We start from the raw sequence: 18,041 nt of genomic DNA, 5'->3' as shown, positions 1-18,041 counted from the left end.
CACGATCATCATGCGTAAATCCATGATGGAAACCACCCCCACGATTCAGACCCGCCGTCTTATCCTCACGCCTTTACAACTGGCCGATGCACCAGCTATCCAACAGCTGTTTCCTCATTGGGAAGTGGTGCGTTATCTCGACAGTCGCGTGCCATGGCCCTATCCGGAAGACGGCGCGCTGACGTACGTTCGCGACCATGCGCTTCCCGCCATTGCGGCCGGGCGCGAGTGGCATTGGATGATCCGCACTTGCGAAGATCCGGCGCATTGCATCGGTAGCATCAGCCTGTACGATCAACCGGGCAACAACCGAGGCTTTTGGCTGGCGCCTCAATGGCAGGGAAAGGGCTACATGCGCGAGGCCTGTGAGGTTATCAACGCCTATTGGTTTGAAACCCTGGGGCGTCCCGTCATGCAAGTTCCCAAGGCGGTGGGCAATCATGCTTCGCGTAAAGTTTCGGAACACGAAGGCATGCGCATGATTGCAACACGGCAGGGCGATTTTGTCTGTGGGCCCTTGCTAAAGGAAGTTTGGGAAATGACGCGGGAAGCATGGCTCGAGAAAAAAGCGGCTTTGGGGCCATTGAGCAGGGAGCAATGAGTCTGGTCGCTTTTGACGACCATTAATTACAGTCGCCGGACCTGAATATGCCTACAGGGTAAAGGAGTGAAAAAAATGGATATTCCACAGGATTTCAAACCGTTATTTCGGAGCAGTCCTTTTCTTGATCTACTGGGCCCTTTCTACTATCGGGAAAACGCCGAAGGATTCACCGTTGGGATTCGGGTCGAGGAGAAACACACCAATGCGCGTGGACTCGCTCACGGAGGGTTGTTCATGGCGCTGGCTGACATTGCTTTGGGCTACAGCGCTGCCTTCTCGAAAGATCCGCCCCTCAAGCTCGTGACGACCACAATGACCACTGATTTCGCAGGCTCCGCTAAGGTCGGTGATTGGTTGGAGGCGGCTGTCGATATTCAAAAGTCCGGTAGCCGACTGGTTTTCGCCAATACCTATATAAGCGCTGGAGAGGAGCGCGTGGTACGAGCCAGTGCGTCTTTTCTTGTGGTTGGTTGAAAGCATCTGGAGACGCACTACAAACGTCGAGCTTTGCATCCAAGCCCCGCTGCGATGATGCACAGCGTGCTTAGTTTCACCGTCAGCAGTATCAAGGAAGAACACATGGAACCGACACTTAATCGAATCATGCTGTACGTACGGGACGTCCTGGCAACCTGCTCTTTTTATGAGCAACATTTCGGCTTTGTCAGTGAAAAGCATGCCGATGATCGCGTCACGGAATTGAGGCCTGCAAACGGTGGCGCGATTCTGATGGTTCATGCGGCAGGGAAGAGCGTTAAAACGGGACAAGTCACAGTCAAGCTGGTTTTTGATACCCGGGATGTTGAGGGCTTCAAGGAGAAGTGCATGGCCCAAGGCTTGAAGTTTGGCGCCACCCACAAGGCCGACGGCTATTCATTCGCCAATGCCAAAGACCCTGATGGCAACACCATCTCTATTTCCAGTAGAGCGTTTGCATGCCGCTGAACTTTCACAAAATGCACGCCAATGGCGATGATTTTGTTGTCGTGGACGCGCGAAACTCAGCAAATCTCCACCTGATAGCGAAAAGTGTCGGCTGCGCCGCGCGACAGTCGGTATTCCAGGGGTTGACGGTCGTAACCCAGGGCCACCCGTTCGACTACCACCACTGGGCTGCCGGCGCTGACTCCCAGCGTGGCGGCCAGTGGCTCATCGGCCGAGGTGACGGTGAGGGTTTCCCGGGCTGATGCGACGCGCATGCCGCAGCGTTCTTCGTAGAAGGGGTAGAGCAGGGTGCCGAAGTCGTTCAGGTCGGTGTCGAGCAGGGCGCCGAATTGAGCGGCCGGTAGCCAGATCTGCTCGTGGAACAGCGGCCGGCCGTTCATGAGGCGCAGGCGCTCCAGGCGGATGGAGGCGTCGTGCTCGGTCAGATTCAGCGCCTGGCGCACGTGGGCGTCCGGGGTCTCCTGGGTGCGACTCAGGATGCGGCTTTGCGGCACTTGCGATTGACCGCTGGCATCGACCTGTCGAAAGAAACGAAACAGTGAACCGTCGAAGTTGGGTCGGCGCACGAACGTGCCACGGCCCTGGACGCGCAGCAGTAACCCTTCCCCGACCAGCGTTTCCACCGCTTTGCGTACCGTGCCTACCGCAACGCCGTAGTGGCGGGTCAGTTCTGCCTCGGTGGGAATGGCTTCACCGGGCAGCCATTCGCCTGCGGCGATTTTCGCCAGCATCTCTTCACGCAGTCGTTGATAGAGCGGCAGTCGCTCGTCATGTCCAAGGTGTGTAAGGGCCATACCGTCAATCCAAATCCAAGCAATGCGCCACTTTACCTCACTGGGCGCGTTGACAGGGATGGTTGTTTATAGATATGGTCATCCAGTCATCTATATGAATTTCAGGTCTGTAATCACCTTACATGCCTGGCGGGCTCCCACAAAAAATCAACAAAGGCAGCTTCCTGATGTCCCTGTCGTTCGAAGGCATAGATACTCACGCCCACATATTCCGACATGACTTGCCCATGGCGAGTGATCGTCGCTACAGCCCTGATTACGACGCCTTGGCCGAGCACTATCTGGGGCATCTGGATCGCTGCAGCCTTGCCCAGGGCGTGCTCATCCAGCCGAGCTTCCTGGGAACCGACAACCGTTTCATGGTCGAGGCCCTGCAACGTTATCCGCAACGTTTGCGAGGCATCGCGGTGGTCGAACCGGACATCGAGGATGCACAGCTCCAAGCTTTGGCCAAGGCTGGCGTGGTAGGCATTCGCTTGAATCTGATCGGCAAGGCGCCGCAGGACTACATCGATGCACGCTGGCAGACGTTTTACCAGCGACTGGCCCGACTTGGCTGGCAGGTTGAAATCCAGTGCGGCTTCGACGCCTTGGTCCTGGTTGTACCGTTCGTTCTGGCGAGCGGCGTCACGGTGGTCGTGGATCACTTCGGTCTTCCGTCCAACGGTATCGACCCGAGTAACCTCGCTCATCAGGGCTTCCTGGCCTTGCTCGGCGAGGACCGGCTGTGGGTCAAGTTGTCTGCCGCCTATCGCAGTCAGTCAGACCTGCCCCGCGCGGCTTGCGTGTTGGCGCAATTGCGCCAGGCATGTGGCGGTATCGATCGTTTTGTCTGGGGCAGCGATTGGCCCCATACCCAGTTCGAGTCGCGCACCGGCTATGACGCGCAATTGGCCTTTGTGCATGCCTTGTTTCCCGACCCGGTGGAGCGCCGGCAGGTGTTGGTGGATAACCCCACAACCCTGTTCGGCTTTGCTGCGTCGACGCGTTGAACTCCCCATAACAAAATAATACGGAACACACATCATGATGAGCCTGTACGTCGTCGCCGCGATCGTTCTTGCTGTCGCGCTGGGATACACCACCAAAATCAACATCGGCCTGTTCGCCATCGCCTTTGCCTATCTACTGGGCTGTTTCGGCATGGGCTTGAGTCCTTCCGAAATCATCGCCATGTGGCCGCTGAAGATTTTCTTCATCATCTTCTCGGTCTGCCTGTTCTACAGCTTCGCCATCGTCAACGGCACGCTGGAGAAACTGGCCGAACACTTGCTCTATCTCTGTCGTAACGTGCCGCACCTGCTGCCTTATGCGGTGTTCCTGACCGCTTGCCTGATTGCCGGGCTCGGCGCGGGTTACTACACGGTGCTCGCTTTCATGGCCCCGCTGACGCTGCTGCTGTGCCAGCGCACGGGCATGAGCCTGATACTCGGTGGCATGGCGGTGAACTACGGGGCCCTGGGCGGTGCCAACTTCGTGTCCAGCCAGAGCGGTATCATTTTCCGAGGCCTGATGACCGGCCTGGGTGTTCCTGAAAGTGAAGCCTTCATCAATGGCCTGGCGATCTTTGCCAGCACCATGGTCATTCCGCTGGTGGTCATCACTGCGTTCGTATTCTTCGCCGGCCACGGCCGTGCGCTGAAGAGCGCGGCGGTCGCGATCGAGACGCCGAGCCCGCTCAACCGTGAGCAGAAAATCACCTTGTGGCTGACCTTGCTGATGATGCTGATTGTGTTGGCCGGTCCTATCGCGCACATCCTGTTCCCGGACAATGCTACGGTGACGTTCGTCAACTCGAAGGTGGACATTGGCCTGATCGCCAGCGTGTTCTCGGTGATTGCGCTGGTGCTCAAGCTGGGCGACGAGCGCAAAGCCATCGCCTCGCTGCCTTGGGGCACGCTGATCATGATTTGTGGTGTGGGCATGCTGATTTCGGTGGCGATCAAGGCCGGCGCTATCGACGCTTTGGCATCGTGGATTGGCGGCAATATCCCACCGGTGCTGGTAGCCCTGGTGTTCGGTGTCGTCGCTGCGCTGATGTCGATTTTCGCCAGCACCTTGGGAGTGGTTACACCCGCGCTGTTCCCCATGGTGCCGCCGCTGGCCGCCGCCATGTCGATCGACCCCATGGTGCTGTTCATCAGCATCGTGGTTGGCGCCCAAGCCACCTCTATCTCGCCGTTCTCCTCCGGCGGCAGCCTGATCCTGAGCTCCTGCGCCGATGAGCAGAGCCGAACCCGGCTGTTTCCCCAATTGCTGCTGCGTGCCGCGCCCATCGGCTTCGTCGCGGCCATGCTGTTTAACCTTGCGCTGACTTTTATCTGAAGAGTTCGTTTTGGTAGGTCTGGGAAGTTGATCGTTCCCACGCTCTGCGTGGGAATGCATCCCGTGACGCTCTGCGTCATCTTCCAGAAGCGGAACGCGGAGCGTCCCTGGCGACATTCCCACGCAGGAGCGTGGGAACGATCGAGGTGCAATTCACTCAAGACCTGCCTGAACCACTGTGGCGAGGGAGCTTGCTCCCGCTGGGCTGCGCAGCAGCCCCACTTTCACCGCCATTGCTGATGCGACTGGCGCTTAAGATCGAAGACTCAGCCCTCAGGGGTTATGACTGAATCCGGAGCGGGTTCGGCAGCCAGCTTCAATCGGTCAGCCTTGCTGATGTATTTGGATTTCTTCGGCGGGGCCAGTTTGGCACTCGCCTTTTTTGCGTGAGCTTTCAGTAACTGATTTATTTTTTTACGACGATTCATACTTTTCTACTCGGTTTGCAAAGTCTTGGATGATGGTGAAAGTTTGGGTGTGAAACCAAGCATTGATTTTGCGCTTCCCAGCCGGCCCCGCTATCCAGAAACCTACCCCCAACCCTCAAGCCGCATGGTCGCACGTACCAGGCGTTGCTCTTCCTGTTCGATTTCCTTGAGGTTGTCGCGGATGCTGTGGATGTGTTCGCGCGCAGCGCGCTGAGCTTGTTCTGGCAGGCGCTCGATGACGGCGTGATAGAGCCGGGTGTGCTGGCGGTCGATCTGGCGTTTTTGCATCGGGCGATGGTAGAGGTTGTTGACCGAGGCGAACACCGTACTGAGCATCAAATCGGTCAACGACTGCAGGGTGTGCAGCAACACCGGGTTGTGCGAGGCCTCGCAGATCGCCAGATGGAAGGCGTGGTCGAGGCGGGCATGTTCGCGCGGCTCGGCAGGTACGGGTTGGCTGTGGGCGGCGAGCATTTCTTCGTAGCGCCGGGTGAGCAGGACAAAGTCTGCATCGGTGCCGCGCAAGGCGGCCAGGCGTGCTGATTCGGCTTCCAGCAGTGCGCGCACTTCCAGAAGATCAAACAGGGTGCGCGGCTGCGAATTGAACAGGTGCATCAGTGGGCTGGCATCGCGGTTCCCGTTCAGCGTGGCCACCCGTGAGTCACGGCCTTGGGCGGTCTCGATAATGCCGCGCCCGCGTAGCACTTTCAGCCCTTCACGCAGGGCCGAGCGGGATATTCCCAGTTTCTCGCACAGACGGCGCTCCGAGGGCAGCGCCTGGCCCACCTTGAGCACGCCATCGACGATCAATCGTTCGATCCGCTCGGCGACCACATCACTGACCTGGCGGCGAACGGCGGATGTTTCTTCGAGCATGTCAGGGGCCTCGGCTAACTGGTAGTACCAGTTTTATATGGTCATTTACGCTGCGCCCAATATAGCCACTAACCCCTTTATAAGTAAGGCCCTTGGCAAATACGGGTTAGAGGCGGGCTTGAATAAACTGGTCATACCAGTTCGTCCGGTGATAGACGACCACCCTGCAAGGCTCTACATATAGCGCATAACAAGCAGCCCGGCTCGCTACCGGCGCGGCACAAAAGAACAATAAAGCGAGAAAGCCTACCATGAGTATTTTGTACGACGAGCGCGTTGATGGGGCGCTGCCTGAAGTGGACAAGTCAGCGCTGCTGGCGGAACTGCGCCAGCAGCTTCCTGACCTGGAAGTGCTGCACACCCAGGAAGACCTCAAACCCTACGAGTGCGACGGCCTCTCTGCCTACACCACCACGCCGATGCTGGTGGTATTGCCGGAGCGCATCGAACAAGTCGAACGCCTGCTCAAACTCTGTTATCAACGCCGTGTGCCCGTGGTGGCACGCGGGGCAGGGACGGGCTTGTCCGGTGGTGCGCTGCCATTGGTCCAGGGGATTTTGCTGGTGATGGCGCGCTTCAAGCACATCCTTGAAGTCAATCCAGAAGGGCGCTTCGCTCGCGTTCAGCCGGGCGTTCGTAACCTGGCCATCTCCCAGGCGGCCGCCCCTTACGACCTGTATTACGCACCGGACCCATCCTCGCAGATCGCCTGTTCGATTGGCGGTAACGTCGCCGAGAACGCCGGAGGCGTGCACTGCCTCAAATATGGCCTGACCGTGCACAACCTGCTCAAGGTGGAAATCCTCACGGTTGAAGGCGAGCGCATGACCTTGGGCAGCGAGGCCCTGGATTCGCCCGGCTTCGACCTGCTCGCCTTGTTCACCGGCTCCGAAGGCATGCTGGGGATCATCACTGAAGTCACGGTCAAGCTGTTGCCCAAGCCGCAGGTGGCCAAGGTGTTGCTGGCCAGCTTTGATTCGGTGGAGAAAGCCGGGCGCGCGGTGGGTGAAATCATTGCGGCCGGCATCATCCCCGGCGGCCTGGAGATGATGGACAACCTGGCCATTCGCGCCGCCGAGGACTTTATACACGCCGGTTATCCGGTGGACGCCGAGGCCATCCTGCTGTGCGAACTGGACGGTGTGGAGGCCGACGTGCACGACGACTGCGAGCGTGTCCGCGCGGTGCTGGGCGAGGCCGGCGCCACCGAAGTGCGCATGGCTCGCGATGAGGTTGAACGGGTCAAGTTTTGGGCCGGGCGCAAGAATGCCTTCCCGGCCGTCGGGCGTATCTCGCCGGACTATTACTGCATGGACGGCACCATTCCACGTCGCGAACTGCCCGGGGTGCTCAAGGGCATCAGTGAGCTGTCCGAGGCGTTCGGCCTGCGTGTGGCCAACGTGTTCCATGCCGGTGACGGCAATATGCACCCATTGATTCTGTTTGATGCCAACCAACCCGGCGAGCTGGAGCGGGCCGAGTCCCTGGGCGGCAAGATTCTCGAACTCTGCGTCAAGGTGGGCGGCAGCATCACCGGCGAACACGGGGTGGGGCGCGAGAAGATCAATCAGATGTGTGTTCAGTTCAACAGTGACGAACTGACCCTGTTCCACGCGGTGAAAGCAGCCTTCGACCCGCGTGGCCTGCTCAACCCCGGCAAGAACATTCCGACCCTGCACCGCTGCGCCGAATTCGGCGCCATGCACGTGCACCACGGCCAGCTGCCCTTTCCTGAACTGGAGCGCTTCTAATGGTGATGCAGCACGACTGCGACGCCAGCGAGGCGTTGCTGGAACAAGTCAATCACGCCCTCAACAGTGCTACGGCGTTGCGCATTCAGGGGGTAACAGCAAGGCGTTTCTCGGTCGCAAGGCCGAAGGCGAAGTGCTCGATACCCGTGCCCACCGCGGCATCGTCAGCTACGACCCGACCGAGTTGGTGATCACCGCCCGCGCCGGCACGCCGCTGGTTGAGCTGGAGGCGGCGCTGGACGCGGCCGGACAGATGCTCACCTGCGAGCCTGCGCAATTTGGTGGCGCCGCGACCCTCGGCGGGATGGTTGCGGCAGGTCTTTCGGGCCCGCGCCGGCCTTGGTCCGGCGCGGTTCGTGACCTGGTCCTGGGCACCCGCTTGATCACCGGAACGGGCAAGCACCTGCGCTTTGGCGGCGAGGTGATGAAGAACGTCGCCGGCTACGACCTGTCGCGGCTGCTGGCCGGGAGCTTTGGCTGCCTGGGAGTGATTACCGAGGTGTCGCTCAAAGTGCTGCCCAAGCCGCGCCAGTGCCTGAGTCTGCGGCTGGAGATGGACGCCGCGCTGGCTTTGCGCAAACTGGCCGAGTGGGGTCAGCAACCCATTTCGCTGAGCGCCGCCAGCCATGATGGTCAGGCTTTGCACCTGCGCCTGGAAGGTGGTGAAGGCTCGGTCGCAGCGGCCCGCGAGCGTCTCGGCGGTGAGCTGCTTGAGAGCTCGTACTGGGTTGACCTGCGCGAGCAACGCCTGGATTTCTTCGCAGACCCGCGCCCGCTCTGGCGATTGTCGGTGCCGACCAACACCGACGTGTTGGCGCTGCCCGGTGAGCAACTGATCGACTGGGGAGGCGCCCAACGCTGGCTCAAGTCCGATGCCGATGTCGCGCTGATCCGCCAGATCGCCGCCCAAGCCGGTGGCCACGCCACCTGTTTCACCGCCGGCCACTGCGACAGTCCATTCCATCCGCTGGCCACCCCGTTGCTGCGCTACCACCAACAGCTCAAAACCCAGCTTGACCCCCAGGGCATTTTCAACCCTGGCCGAATGTATCGCGAGGTGTAGTTGTGCAGACCCATCTGAGTGAACAGGCCAAGCACCTGCCGCGCGCCGAGGAAGCCGAACGCGTCCTGCGCAGCTGTGTGCATTGCGGCTTTTGCAACGCCACCTGCCCGACCTACCAGCTTATCGGTGATGAGCTGGACGGCCCGCGCGGGCGCATTTACCTGATCAAGCAAGTGCTGGAAGGCAACGAAGTCACGGCCAAGACCCAACTGCACCTGGATCGCTGTCTGAGCTGTCGCAACTGTGAGACCACCTGCCCGTCGGGCGTGCAGTACCACAATCTGCTGGATATCGGCCGCGCGGTAGTCGATGCCGCCGTTCCGCGCCCGCTGGCTCAGCGCGTATTGCGTCAAAGCCTGCGTGCCGTGGTGCCCCATGCGCGGCTGTTCAAAGGGCTGATTGAGGTTGGCCAGGTTTTCCGTCCGCTGTTGCCGGCCAGCCTCAAGGCCAAATTGCCGCGCACCGCCAGTGCCGCCAAACCCCGCCCCGAGCCACGCCATGCACGCCGTGTGCTGATGCTTGAGGGCTGTGTGCAGCCTGGCCTGGCACCTAACACCAATGCCGCCACGGCGCGGGTGCTCGATCGCCTCGGCATCAGCGTCACGCCGATCAATGAAGCCGGTTGCTGCGGCGCAGTGGACTACCACCTCGACGCCCAAGAGCAAGGCTTGCAGCGTGCGCGGCGCAACATCGATGCCTGGTGGCCCGCCATCGAGAAGGGCGCCGAGGCCATTGTGCAGACCGCCAGCGGCTGCGGCGCCTTCGTCAAGGATTACGGCCATCTGTTGGCGCAGGATCCGGCCTACGCCGAGAAAGCCAGGCGCGTCAGTACGCTGGCCAAAGACCTGGTTGAAGTGCTCAGCGTCGAACCTCTGGAGCAACTGGGTGTGCATGCCGACAAGCGCGTGGCTTTCCACTGCCCCTGCACTCTGCAGCATGCGCAGAAGCTGGGGGGCGCCGTGGAAAGCGTGCTCGCTCGCCTCGGGTTCGGTTTGACGGCTGTGCCCGACAGTCACCTGTGTTGCGGCTCCGCCGGGACCTATTCGTTAACCCAGCCGCAGCTGTCCAGGCAGTTGCGCGACAACAAACTCAATGCCCTGGAAAGCGGTAAGCCGCAGGCGATTGTCACCGCCAACATCGGCTGCCAGACCCACCTCGACGGCGCCGGTCGCACCCCTGTGCGGCATTGGATCGAACTGGTCGAAGAAGCCCTGAATTAACCGGAGAACAGCATGCTTAGCAAAGCCGTATTGAGCCAGACCGAAGTCAGCAAAATCCTCGCCGCTGCCCGCAGTGAAGCGGAGAAAAACCACTGGGCCGTGAGCATCAGCGTGGTCGACGACGGCGGGCATCCGCTGGCCCTGGAGCGCCTGGATGGCTGCTCACCGATCGCCGCCTACATCGCCGCCGAGAAGGCCCGCAGCGCCGCCATCGGGCGTCGTGAAACCAAAGGTTATGAAGACATGGTCAATGGCGGGCGTAGCGCGTTCCTGTCCGCGCCGCTGCTGACTTCGCTGGAAGGTGGTGTGCCGGTGATTGTCGACGGCCAGGTGATTGGCGCGGTGGGCGTTTCCGGGGTCAAGGCCGATCAGGACGCCCAAGTGGCCAAAGCCGGTATCGCCGCATTGGGCTGATTACAAGGGCTAGGCGCCTGTTCAGTGAGCCGCGCTGACATCTGACGCCGGCCACCTACTGTTTTTTGGAGAGTGAAAATGACTGATCGCGTGAACTGCCAGCGCCTGCAAGTGGCCGTCAACCTGCAACGTTTCGTCGACGAGCAAGTGCTGCCCGGCACCGGGATTGAACGCGAGGCGTTCTGGGCCGGCTTCGACGCCCTGGTGCATGACCTGGCGCCGCACAATCGTGCGCTGCTGGCCGAGCGCGATGCGCTGCAGGCGAAGCTGGACAGCTGGCACCGCGCGCACCCAGGCCCGATCAGCGACATGTCGGCCTATCGCGATTTTCTCGAGTCCATCGGCTACCTGTTGCCGCAGCCAGACACGGTGCGGGTCAGCACCGCCAACGTTGACAGCGAGATCACCCACCAGGCCGGTCCACAGCTGGTGGTGCCGATGATGAATGCCCGCTACGCGTTGAACGCCGCCAATGCGCGCTGGGGCTCTTTGTACGATGCGTTGTACGGCACCGATGCCATCGCTGAAGACGGTGGTGCTCAAAAGGGCCCGGGTTACAACCAGGTGCGTGGTGACAAAGTCATCGCCTTCGCCCGTGCGTTTCTCGATCAGGCCGCGCCTTTACGCATGGGCTCGCATGCCGACTCGGTCAATTACCGGGTCAGTGAGGGGCAACTGCAGGTGACCCTGGCTGACGGCACCCAGACCGGTTTGGCCCAGGCCGACAAGTTCGTCGGTTATCAGGGCCAGGCCAGCGCGCCGACAGCGGTGCTGCTGAAAAACAACGGCCTGCACGTGGAAATCCAGATCGATGCCGGGAGCCCGATCGGCGCCAGCGATGGCGCAGGGGTCAAGGATCTGCTGGTGGAGTCCGCGCTGTCGACCATTCTCGACTGCGAAGACTCCGTCGCAGCGGTCGATGCGGCCGATAAAGTGCTGATCTACCGCAACTGGCTCGGCCTGATGAAAGGCGACCTCAGCGAAGCGCTGGAAAAGGGCGGCAAGTCTATCGTGCGCCGTCTCAACCCGGACCGCGAGTACACCGCTGCCGCTGGTGGTGCGTTGAAGCTGCACGGCCGTTCGTTGCTGTTTGTGCGCAACGTCGGGCACCTGATGAGCAACCCGGCGATCCTCGACGGCGAAGGCCACGAGATCCCCGAAGGCATCCTCGACGGGGTGATGACCAGCTTGATCGCCCTGCATGACCTCCAGCGCCACGGTAACTCGCGTACCGGCAGTATCTATATCGTCAAGCCGAAGATGCATGGCCCGGCTGAAGTGGCCTTTGCCGATCAGTTGTTCACGCGCATCGAAGACCTGCTGCACTTGCCCCGGCACACCCTGAAGATGGGGATCATGGACGAAGAGCGCCGCACCAGTATCAACCTCAAGGCGTGTATCGCCAGCGCGGCGGCGCGGGTGGCCTTCATCAACACCGGCTTCCTCGATCGCACCGGTGATGAGATGCACACCGCCATGGAGGCCGGTGCGATGCTGCGCAAGGGCGACATGAAGAGCAGCGCCTGGATCCAGGCCTACGAGCGCAACAACGTGCTGGTTGGCTTGAGCTGCGGTCTGCGTGGTCGGGCGCAGATTGGCAAGGGGATGTGGGCCATGCCGGACCTGATGGCCGCCATGCTCGAGCAGAAGATCGCCCATCCCCAGGCCGGCGCCAACACGGCCTGGGTCCCGTCGCCGACCGCTGCCACCTTGCATGCCTTGCACTACCACCAAGTGGATGTGCAGGCGGTGCAGCGCGAGCTGGAAGCCATCGACCTCAACAGTCAGCGCGACGACCTGCTCAATGGCCTGCTCAGCGTGCCGGTGGTGGCCGAGCCTGACTGGAGCGCCAGCCAGATCCAGCAAGAGCTGGACAACAACTGCCAGGGCATCCTCGGTTATGTGGTGCGCTGGGTCGAGCAGGGCGTGGGTTGTTCCAAAGTGCCAGATATCCACAACGTCGGCCTGATGGAAGACCGCGCCACACTGCGTATTTCCAGCCAACACATTGCTAACTGGCTGCACCACAACGTCGTTAGCCAGACTCAGGTGCGCGCAAGCCTTGAGCGCATGGCCAAGGTGGTCGATCAGCAGAACGCCGGTGATCCGCTGTATCGCCCCATGGCCGATGACTATGCCGCCTCGATGGCGTTCCAGGCCGCCTGCGACCTGGTGTTCAAGGGCCGCGAGCAACCCAGCGGCTACACCGAACCGCTGCTGCACGCCTGGCGTCTGCGGTTCAAGCAACAGGCCTGAGGGAGACACGCTCTGCAATCGTCGAGGGGCTGCGGTGTGCGTCGTGACCGCAACCCCGAAAGCCCCTGCTTTAGCGGGGGCGCAATACAACAGGCCCCGACAGCCCATGGCTGCCGGGGCCCTTGAGCATGAGCGCGGCGACGGGTGATCCCCTGTCGACGCGGTTCGCGGAGCACCTGTGCTCTGGATGCGTGGCGCCGGATACCCCCGGCAAACTGTGGTTCACAACAATAAAAAGGAACCAAAACCATGAGTCAAACACTGCTGTCCATCCTGGCCTTCGTGCCGCTGGTACTGGCGGGCGTGTTACTGATCGGCTTTCGCTGGCCAGCCAAATACGCCATGCCCGTGGTCTTCGTACTGACGGCGCTGATCGGCCTCGGGGCCTGGGACATGACGTTGAATCGGGTCCTGGCGTCCTCGCTGCAGGGCCTCGTCCTGACGGCGGCGATTCTGTGGATTGTTTTCGGTGCCATTCTGTTGCTCAACACCCTCAAGCATTCCGGCGGCATCAGCTCCATTCGCCGTGGCTTTGCCAATATCAGCCCGGACCGTCGGGTCCAGGCGCTGATCGTGGCCTGGCTGTTCGGCTGCTTCATCGAGGGCGCTTCGGGCTTTGGCACACCTGCGGCGGTAGTCGCGCCGTTGATGGTCGCGCTGGGCTTCCCGGCCATGGCCGCGGTGGTACTCGGCATGCTGGTGCAGTCCACGCCGGTGTCTTTTGGTGCCGTCGGCACGCCCATGGTGGTCGGGGTCACAGGCGGACTTGACCAGACCGGTCTTGGCGCGCAACTGGCTGCTGTGGGCAGCAACTGGGACGTGTTCTTCCATTTGATCGTCTCGCGGGTGGCGATCATCCATGCCCTTTGCGGGATTCTCATGCCGCTGATCATGATCAGCATCATGACCCGCTTCTTCGGCAAGAACCAATCCTGGCGCGAAGGCCTGGTCATGGCGCCGTTTGCGATCTTCACTGGCCTCGCCTTCGTCATCCCTTACGCCGCCGCTGGGGTGTTCCTCGGTCCGGAATTCCCTTCGATGATTGGTGCCCTGGTGGGCCTGAGCATCGTGATCCCGGCTGCCAAAGCGCGCTTCCTATTGCCCAAGACCACCTGGGATTTTGCCCCGGCCAGCGAGTGGCCAGCGGAGTGGATGGGCAGGATCGAGATGAAGCTCGACGACATGGCCGGCAAAAAAGCGATTTCCGTCCCCATGGCCTGGGCACCCTATGTGCTGCTGGCCGTGTTGTTGGTGCTGTCGCGCAACATTCCACCGCTCAAGGCCTGGCTGCTGTCCCTGAGCTTCGGGGCCAAAGACATTCTGGGGGAGACGGGCGTGTCCGCCAGCCTGGAACTGCTCTACCTGCCAGGTGGTTTGCTCTGCGTGGTTGCGCTGATGACATTCTTCTTGCACCGCATGCGCGCCAGCGAATTGGTGGCGGCCGTGAGTGAATCGAGCAAAACCTTGCTGGGCGCCGGTTTCGTGTTGATCTTCACCATCCCGATGGTGCGTATCCTGATCAACTCAGGGGTGAACGGATCGGACCTGGTGTCGATGCCGGTGGCAATGGCGCGTCTCGTCGCAGACAGTGTCGGCAGCGTGTACCCGTTCTTCGCCCCGGCGGTGGGCGCACTGGGCGCATTCATCGCCGGCTCCAACACCGTGTCCAACCTGATGCTGGCGCAGTTCCAGTTCAACACCGCGCAACTGTTGGGCATCTCCGGCGCGCTGATGGTGGCGTTGCAATCGGTAGGCGCGGCGGCCGGCAACATGATCGCCATCCACAACGTGGTGGCGGCGTCGGCGACAGTCGGCCTGCTGGGTCGCGAAGGCATCACCCTGCGCAAGACCATGCTGCCGACGCTGTACTACATCGTCCTGGCCGGTATCATCGGCATGATCGGCTTCTATCTGCTGGGTATCAGCGATCCGCTGACGAAGTCCTGAAACCTGCAGGCTGCCCGCCGATGGGGCGGGCAGCTTCGGTCAGGCGAGTCCACCGGAGCTAAACCAGCGCATCTGTTGACAGGTTGTAAATGAAAGCCCCTGATTCGTGATGAATCAGGGGCTTTGGAGTGTCTGGCGTTTTATAGAAGGGTACCCGCTGGCGCCGCATCCAACCGCCTTGCAATCACATCCATCACGTCGCAACCGTCACGCAGCGGAATGCAGTAAAGCTGTGCCAAACCCCATCGCCATTTTGGGCGACGCTCAGACTATAGGCGCCACCACAAAAAATACGCAAGGGATTGATAGCGCGGAGGTTTCCCAATGACATGTGGGATATTTCCGTAGCTCAATCAGCCAATTCCGCCATTCCACCCCCATTTACAGCCCTACACGTCCCACAATCCAATCGCGCATTCCCCTCCGGCGCGGGATAATACGGCCCGGCTTGGGGTCACAACCGCTTCCCCCTGATTGTATTGGCGGCTGAGAAGGATCGATCGCAATGACAGACTGGCTGCAAAGCTATGGAGAGATGGCTGAACGGGTTCGCGGCCACGATTGGGACGCCAGCCCGCTCGGGCCGCCGAAACAGTGGCCCGATGTGCTGAAGACCACCGTAGCGTTGAGCCTCGCCTCGCATTTCCCCCAGGCCATCGTGTGGGGGCCGGAACTGATCACGTTGTACAACGATGCCTTCGTGCCCATCCTCGGCAATAAACCCCAAGCGCTGGGTCGGCGGTTCGATGAGGTGTGGAAGGAAGTCTGGAGCGACATCGGCCCGATTGTGCGGGCGGCCTTCGAGGGGCAGGCGACTTATATCGAGAATTTTCCCCTGATCATCGAGCGTGGCGGCGGCCTGGAACAGGCGTATTTCACGTTCTGCTACAGCCCCATCCGTGATCAGTTCGGCAAGGTCGTGGGCATGCTGGACACCGTCACCGAGACCACTTCCACGGTGTTCATGACCCAGCGCCTGGCGGTGCTGGATGCCATTGGCAATGCCGTGGCGAATGCCACCGACCCACAGGCCATCATGGCCACCACCACGCGGATTCTGGCGGCGCACCTGAACCTGTCCAATTGCGCCTATGCGGATATGGATGAGGACGAGGATGGCTTCACCATTCGCGGTGATTGGGCTCGGGCGGGGTCACCCAGTATTGTCGGGCATTACCGGCTGGCGGATTTTGGTCGGCTGGCGGTTGCCAACCTGCGGGCCGGCAAACCCCTGGTGGTCAACGATAACCTCAAGGAGCTGGCGCCCGAGGAAGCGGCGACGTTCCAGGCGATCGGTATCGCCGCGACCATTTGCGTGCCGCTGATCAAGAACGGACGTTTGACCGCATTGATGGCCATCCACGACAAAACGCCGCGGGTCTGGTCCAGCAACGATCTGGCGCTGCTGATGGAAGTGACCGAACGATCCTGGGCTCACATCGAGCGGACCCGCGCGGACGCCGCCGTGCGCGAGGGGCTAGCGGCCCTGGCGGAACTGAACGCGACGCTGGAGGAGCGGGTCGAGGAACGCACCACGCGCCTGAAACAGACCGAAGCGGCCCTGCGCCAGTCGCAGAAACTTGAAGCCATCGGCCAGCTCACCGGCGGGGTGGCCCACGACTTCAACAACCTGCTGACGATCATTCGTTCCTCCGTCGACTTTCTGCGCATGCCTAACCTCTCCGATGAGCGGCGCAACCGCTACATGACGGCGGTTTCCGAGACGGTGGAGCGTGCCGCCAAGCTGACCAGCCAGTTGCTCGCCTTCGCCCGGCGTCAGCCGTTGAAACCGCAAGTCATCGATGTGGGCAAGCAGGTGCAAAGCCTCGGCGACATGCTGCAGACCGTCACGGGGGCGCGGATTCAGGTCAAGGTCGAGCTGAGCGACCGGCCTTGTTACATCCGCGCTGACTTGAGCCAGTTTGAAACGGCGCTGATCAACATGGCCCTCAATGCCAGGGATGCCATGGATGGGCAAGGCACGTTGTCGCTGCGGCTCATTGGCGGTGCTGGCATGCCGCCGATCCGAGGTCACGCGGGAGCCGGGCAGTCTTTTGCCGCCATTGCCCTGGCGGACACCGGCACCGGCATTGCGGCAGAAGTCCTGGAGCATATTTTCGAGCCGTTCTTTACCACTAAGGAAGTGGGCAAGGGCACCGGGCTGGGGTTGTCCCAGGTGTTCGGTTTTGCCAAACAGTCTGGCGGCAACGTGGATGTTTCGACCGTGGTCGGGGAGGGGACGGTGTTTACCTTGTACCTGCCGGAAGTCGAGCCTGAAGAGATTGATGAGCCCAACCGGGAGGAAACCACGCCCCTGCTGCTGGAAAAGGGCAAGCGTCGGGTGTTGATCGTGGAGGACAACCTGGAGGTCGGGCGTTTTGCCAATCAGATCCTGCAGGATCTGGGCTACGAAACGGCCTGGGCGACCAACGCCGAGGAGGCTCTGGATATGGTTGGCCCGGATGCGATGGCGTTCGACGCGGTATTTTCCGACGTCGTCATGCCCGGCATCAGCGGCATTGCCCTGGCCAAGGCACTGCGCCGGCGCCGCCCGGATCTGCCGGTGGTCCTGACGTCGGGTTATAGCGAGGAGCTGGCCCACCGTGGCCATGAAGATTTCGAGTTTCTATCCAAGCCCTATTCGGCCGATCAGGTTTCCCGGATCTTGAGCCGCGATGGCGGGGCGGATTGAATAAAGCGGTCCGTGGGCAAGTCACGCAGCTCCATTCGTCGGCCAGACGCTTGCCTGAATAATCAGTCCTTTGATGACCGACTAGTCTGAAAGTCGTGAAGGCCTATATTTTTCAGGCAACGGGTTGTTGCCGGTGTGGGCCTCGACGAAAAGGGGAAAGGCGATGGGAGCACCGTACAGCGAGGATAACGGAGCCGCATATCCGATCAATGAAGGTTTGCAGTGTGGGCAATCGGCCTATAGGGCGGACTTTGGCGACGAGCCGATCAAATCCATCAGGACCAAGGTGTCCAAAGTGCCGCGAGGGGAAAAGGCCAAGTTCCTGCCCAGGGTCCCGGTCAGGAAGTAACGTTGCAACTCTACAATTCAGTCCTGTCATCGTGGCGAGGGAGCAAGCTCCCCGCCACGACACCATTCCAGCCTCTGGCATAAATATTCTTCATCTTTTTTTTCACGACGGTTTCTTTCACGTTTCTTTCACAAGCGGGCGCGTAATCTTGGCTCATCCGTTAGAAAGCAGTAACCGCAGTACCTGCCCGTTTCCCCAGCGGGCTTTTTTTTGCCTGTCATAAAACTACCCCTCCGTTTGTTGTCCAAGTGACATGGCCCGACGCTATCTGGCGTAGACTGACGCCCGCGCGTACCGGCCATCTTTCCCCGATGCGGCATTCTTGAGGTTTCTATCATGCGTTTGACTTTATCCACCTTGGTGCTTGGGCTTGTGGT

General features: G+C 61.0%; 14 protein-coding genes and 1 pseudogene. 12 read left to right on the top strand and 3 right to left on the bottom strand.

Annotated elements, in window-relative coordinates; all coding sequences use genetic code 11:
* Window positions 1-25: 25 nt before the first annotated feature.
* The 3 genes from GSM73_RS27355 to GSM73_RS14505 all read left to right on the top strand — a co-directional run bounded on the left by GSM73_RS27355 (window position 26) and on the right by GSM73_RS14505 (window position 1,549).
* The gene (locus GSM73_RS27355) at window positions 26-601 is read left to right on the top strand and encodes a GNAT family N-acetyltransferase (RefSeq protein ID WP_076386582.1); all 576 of its coding nucleotides are present in this window, start codon (window positions 26-28) and stop codon (window positions 599-601) included.
* Window positions 602-676: 75 nt separating this feature from the next.
* The gene (locus GSM73_RS14510) at window positions 677-1,078 is read left to right on the top strand and encodes a PaaI family thioesterase (RefSeq protein ID WP_047228246.1); all 402 of its coding nucleotides are present in this window, start codon (window positions 677-679) and stop codon (window positions 1,076-1,078) included.
* Between the two features lie 105 nt (window positions 1,079-1,183).
* A complete protein-coding gene (locus tag GSM73_RS14505) occupies window positions 1,184-1,549 on the top strand; it encodes a VOC family protein (protein ID WP_047228247.1) in 366 nt (121 codons plus the stop codon).
* A 56-nt stretch (window positions 1,550-1,605) separates the two neighbouring features.
* Here the strand turns inward: GSM73_RS14505 and GSM73_RS14500 are convergent, their stop codons facing one another.
* Window positions 1,606-2,343 (bottom strand): GntR family transcriptional regulator, encoded by a 738-nt coding sequence (locus GSM73_RS14500; protein ID WP_160893037.1) that lies wholly within the window; start codon window positions 2,341-2,343, stop codon window positions 1,606-1,608.
* A 167-nt stretch (window positions 2,344-2,510) separates the two neighbouring features.
* Between GSM73_RS14500 and GSM73_RS14495 the strand changes: the two genes are divergently transcribed.
* Together GSM73_RS14495 and GSM73_RS14490 are read left to right on the top strand one after the other, a co-directional pair.
* A complete protein-coding gene (locus tag GSM73_RS14495; RefSeq protein ID WP_076386584.1) occupies window positions 2,511-3,335 on the top strand; it encodes an amidohydrolase in 825 nt (274 codons plus the stop codon).
* 34 nt (window positions 3,336-3,369) lie between these two features.
* A complete protein-coding gene (locus tag GSM73_RS14490; protein ID WP_047228249.1) occupies window positions 3,370-4,668 on the top strand; it encodes an SLC13 family permease in 1,299 nt (432 codons plus the stop codon).
* A 266-nt stretch (window positions 4,669-4,934) separates the two neighbouring features.
* Here the strand turns inward: GSM73_RS14490 and GSM73_RS14485 are convergent, their stop codons facing one another.
* Both GSM73_RS14485 and glcC read right to left on the bottom strand, forming a co-directional pair.
* Window positions 4,935-5,096, bottom strand: a complete 162-nt coding sequence (locus tag GSM73_RS14485; protein ID WP_160893035.1) for a DUF2986 domain-containing protein — start codon at window positions 5,094-5,096, stop codon at window positions 4,935-4,937.
* 102 nt (window positions 5,097-5,198) lie between these two features.
* On the bottom strand, window positions 5,199-5,972 hold the full coding sequence (gene glcC / locus GSM73_RS14480; protein ID WP_047228250.1) for a transcriptional regulator GlcC: 774 nt from the start codon (window positions 5,970-5,972) through the stop codon (window positions 5,199-5,201).
* A 251-nt stretch (window positions 5,973-6,223) separates the two neighbouring features.
* Here glcC and glcD point away from each other — a divergent pair, with 251 nt between their 5' ends.
* From glcD to GSM73_RS14445, 7 genes and pseudogenes are all read left to right on the top strand, one after another.
* Window positions 6,224-7,723, top strand: coding sequence for a glycolate oxidase subunit GlcD (glcD, locus tag GSM73_RS14475; RefSeq protein WP_047228251.1), 1,500 nt, complete (start codon window positions 6,224-6,226; stop codon window positions 7,721-7,723).
* 5 nt (window positions 7,724-7,728) lie between these two features.
* Window positions 7,729-8,786 (top strand): annotated as a pseudogene (gene glcE, locus GSM73_RS14470) (glycolate oxidase subunit GlcE).
* Window positions 8,787-8,788: 2 nt separating this feature from the next.
* The gene (gene glcF, locus GSM73_RS14465; RefSeq protein ID WP_107322043.1) at window positions 8,789-10,006 is read left to right on the top strand and encodes a glycolate oxidase subunit GlcF; all 1,218 of its coding nucleotides are present in this window, start codon (window positions 8,789-8,791) and stop codon (window positions 10,004-10,006) included.
* 12 nt (window positions 10,007-10,018) lie between these two features.
* Window positions 10,019-10,420 carry a heme-binding protein gene (locus GSM73_RS14460; RefSeq protein WP_047228253.1) on the top strand — a complete coding sequence of 134 codons (402 nt, stop codon included), beginning with the start codon at window positions 10,019-10,021 and terminating at the stop codon, window positions 10,418-10,420.
* A 78-nt stretch (window positions 10,421-10,498) separates the two neighbouring features.
* A complete protein-coding gene (locus tag GSM73_RS14455) occupies window positions 10,499-12,676 on the top strand; it encodes a malate synthase G (protein WP_076383856.1) in 2,178 nt (725 codons plus the stop codon).
* 249 nt (window positions 12,677-12,925) lie between these two features.
* Window positions 12,926-14,623 carry an L-lactate permease gene (locus GSM73_RS14450; RefSeq protein WP_047228255.1) on the top strand — a complete coding sequence of 566 codons (1,698 nt, stop codon included), beginning with the start codon at window positions 12,926-12,928 and terminating at the stop codon, window positions 14,621-14,623.
* 505 nt (window positions 14,624-15,128) lie between these two features.
* A complete protein-coding gene (locus GSM73_RS14445) occupies window positions 15,129-17,315 on the top strand; it encodes a response regulator (RefSeq protein WP_076383857.1) in 2,187 nt (728 codons plus the stop codon).
* Window positions 17,316-18,041: the final 726 nt, after the last annotated feature.

The sequence above is a fragment of the Pseudomonas sp. PICF6 genome (genome assembly GCF_009831705.1).
Lineage (GTDB): Bacteria > Pseudomonadota > Gammaproteobacteria > Pseudomonadales > Pseudomonadaceae > Aquipseudomonas > Aquipseudomonas rhizophila.
Note: the sequence above shows the minus strand (reverse complement) of the source record. Positions and strands in the feature narration are given on the sequence as shown.

Bases quoted from the DNA above. Each gene is read 5' to 3' on its own strand.
- GSM73_RS27355 (WP_076386582.1), top strand. From the start codon at position 26: ATGGAAACCACCCCCACGATTCAGACCCGCCGTCTTATCCTCACGCCT.
- GSM73_RS14510 (WP_047228246.1), top strand. From the start codon at position 677: ATGGATATTCCACAGGATTTCAAACCGTTATTTCGGAGCAGTCCTTTT.
- GSM73_RS14505 (WP_047228247.1), top strand. From the start codon at position 1,184: ATGGAACCGACACTTAATCGAATCATGCTGTACGTACGGGACGTCCTG.
- GSM73_RS14500 (WP_160893037.1), bottom strand. From the start codon at position 2,343: ATGGCCCTTACACACCTTGGACATGACGAGCGACTGCCGCTCTATCAA.
- GSM73_RS14495 (WP_076386584.1), top strand. From the start codon at position 2,511: ATGTCCCTGTCGTTCGAAGGCATAGATACTCACGCCCACATATTCCGA.
- GSM73_RS14490 (WP_047228249.1), top strand. From the start codon at position 3,370: ATGATGAGCCTGTACGTCGTCGCCGCGATCGTTCTTGCTGTCGCGCTG.
- GSM73_RS14485 (WP_160893035.1), bottom strand. From the start codon at position 5,096: ATGAATCGTCGTAAAAAAATAAATCAGTTACTGAAAGCTCACGCAAAA.
- glcC (WP_047228250.1), bottom strand. From the start codon at position 5,972: ATGCTCGAAGAAACATCCGCCGTTCGCCGCCAGGTCAGTGATGTGGTC.
- glcD (WP_047228251.1), top strand. From the start codon at position 6,224: ATGAGTATTTTGTACGACGAGCGCGTTGATGGGGCGCTGCCTGAAGTG.
- GSM73_RS14460 (WP_047228253.1), top strand. From the start codon at position 10,019: ATGCTTAGCAAAGCCGTATTGAGCCAGACCGAAGTCAGCAAAATCCTC.
- GSM73_RS14455 (WP_076383856.1), top strand. From the start codon at position 10,499: ATGACTGATCGCGTGAACTGCCAGCGCCTGCAAGTGGCCGTCAACCTG.
- GSM73_RS14450 (WP_047228255.1), top strand. From the start codon at position 12,926: ATGAGTCAAACACTGCTGTCCATCCTGGCCTTCGTGCCGCTGGTACTG.
- GSM73_RS14445 (WP_076383857.1), top strand. From the start codon at position 15,129: ATGACAGACTGGCTGCAAAGCTATGGAGAGATGGCTGAACGGGTTCGC.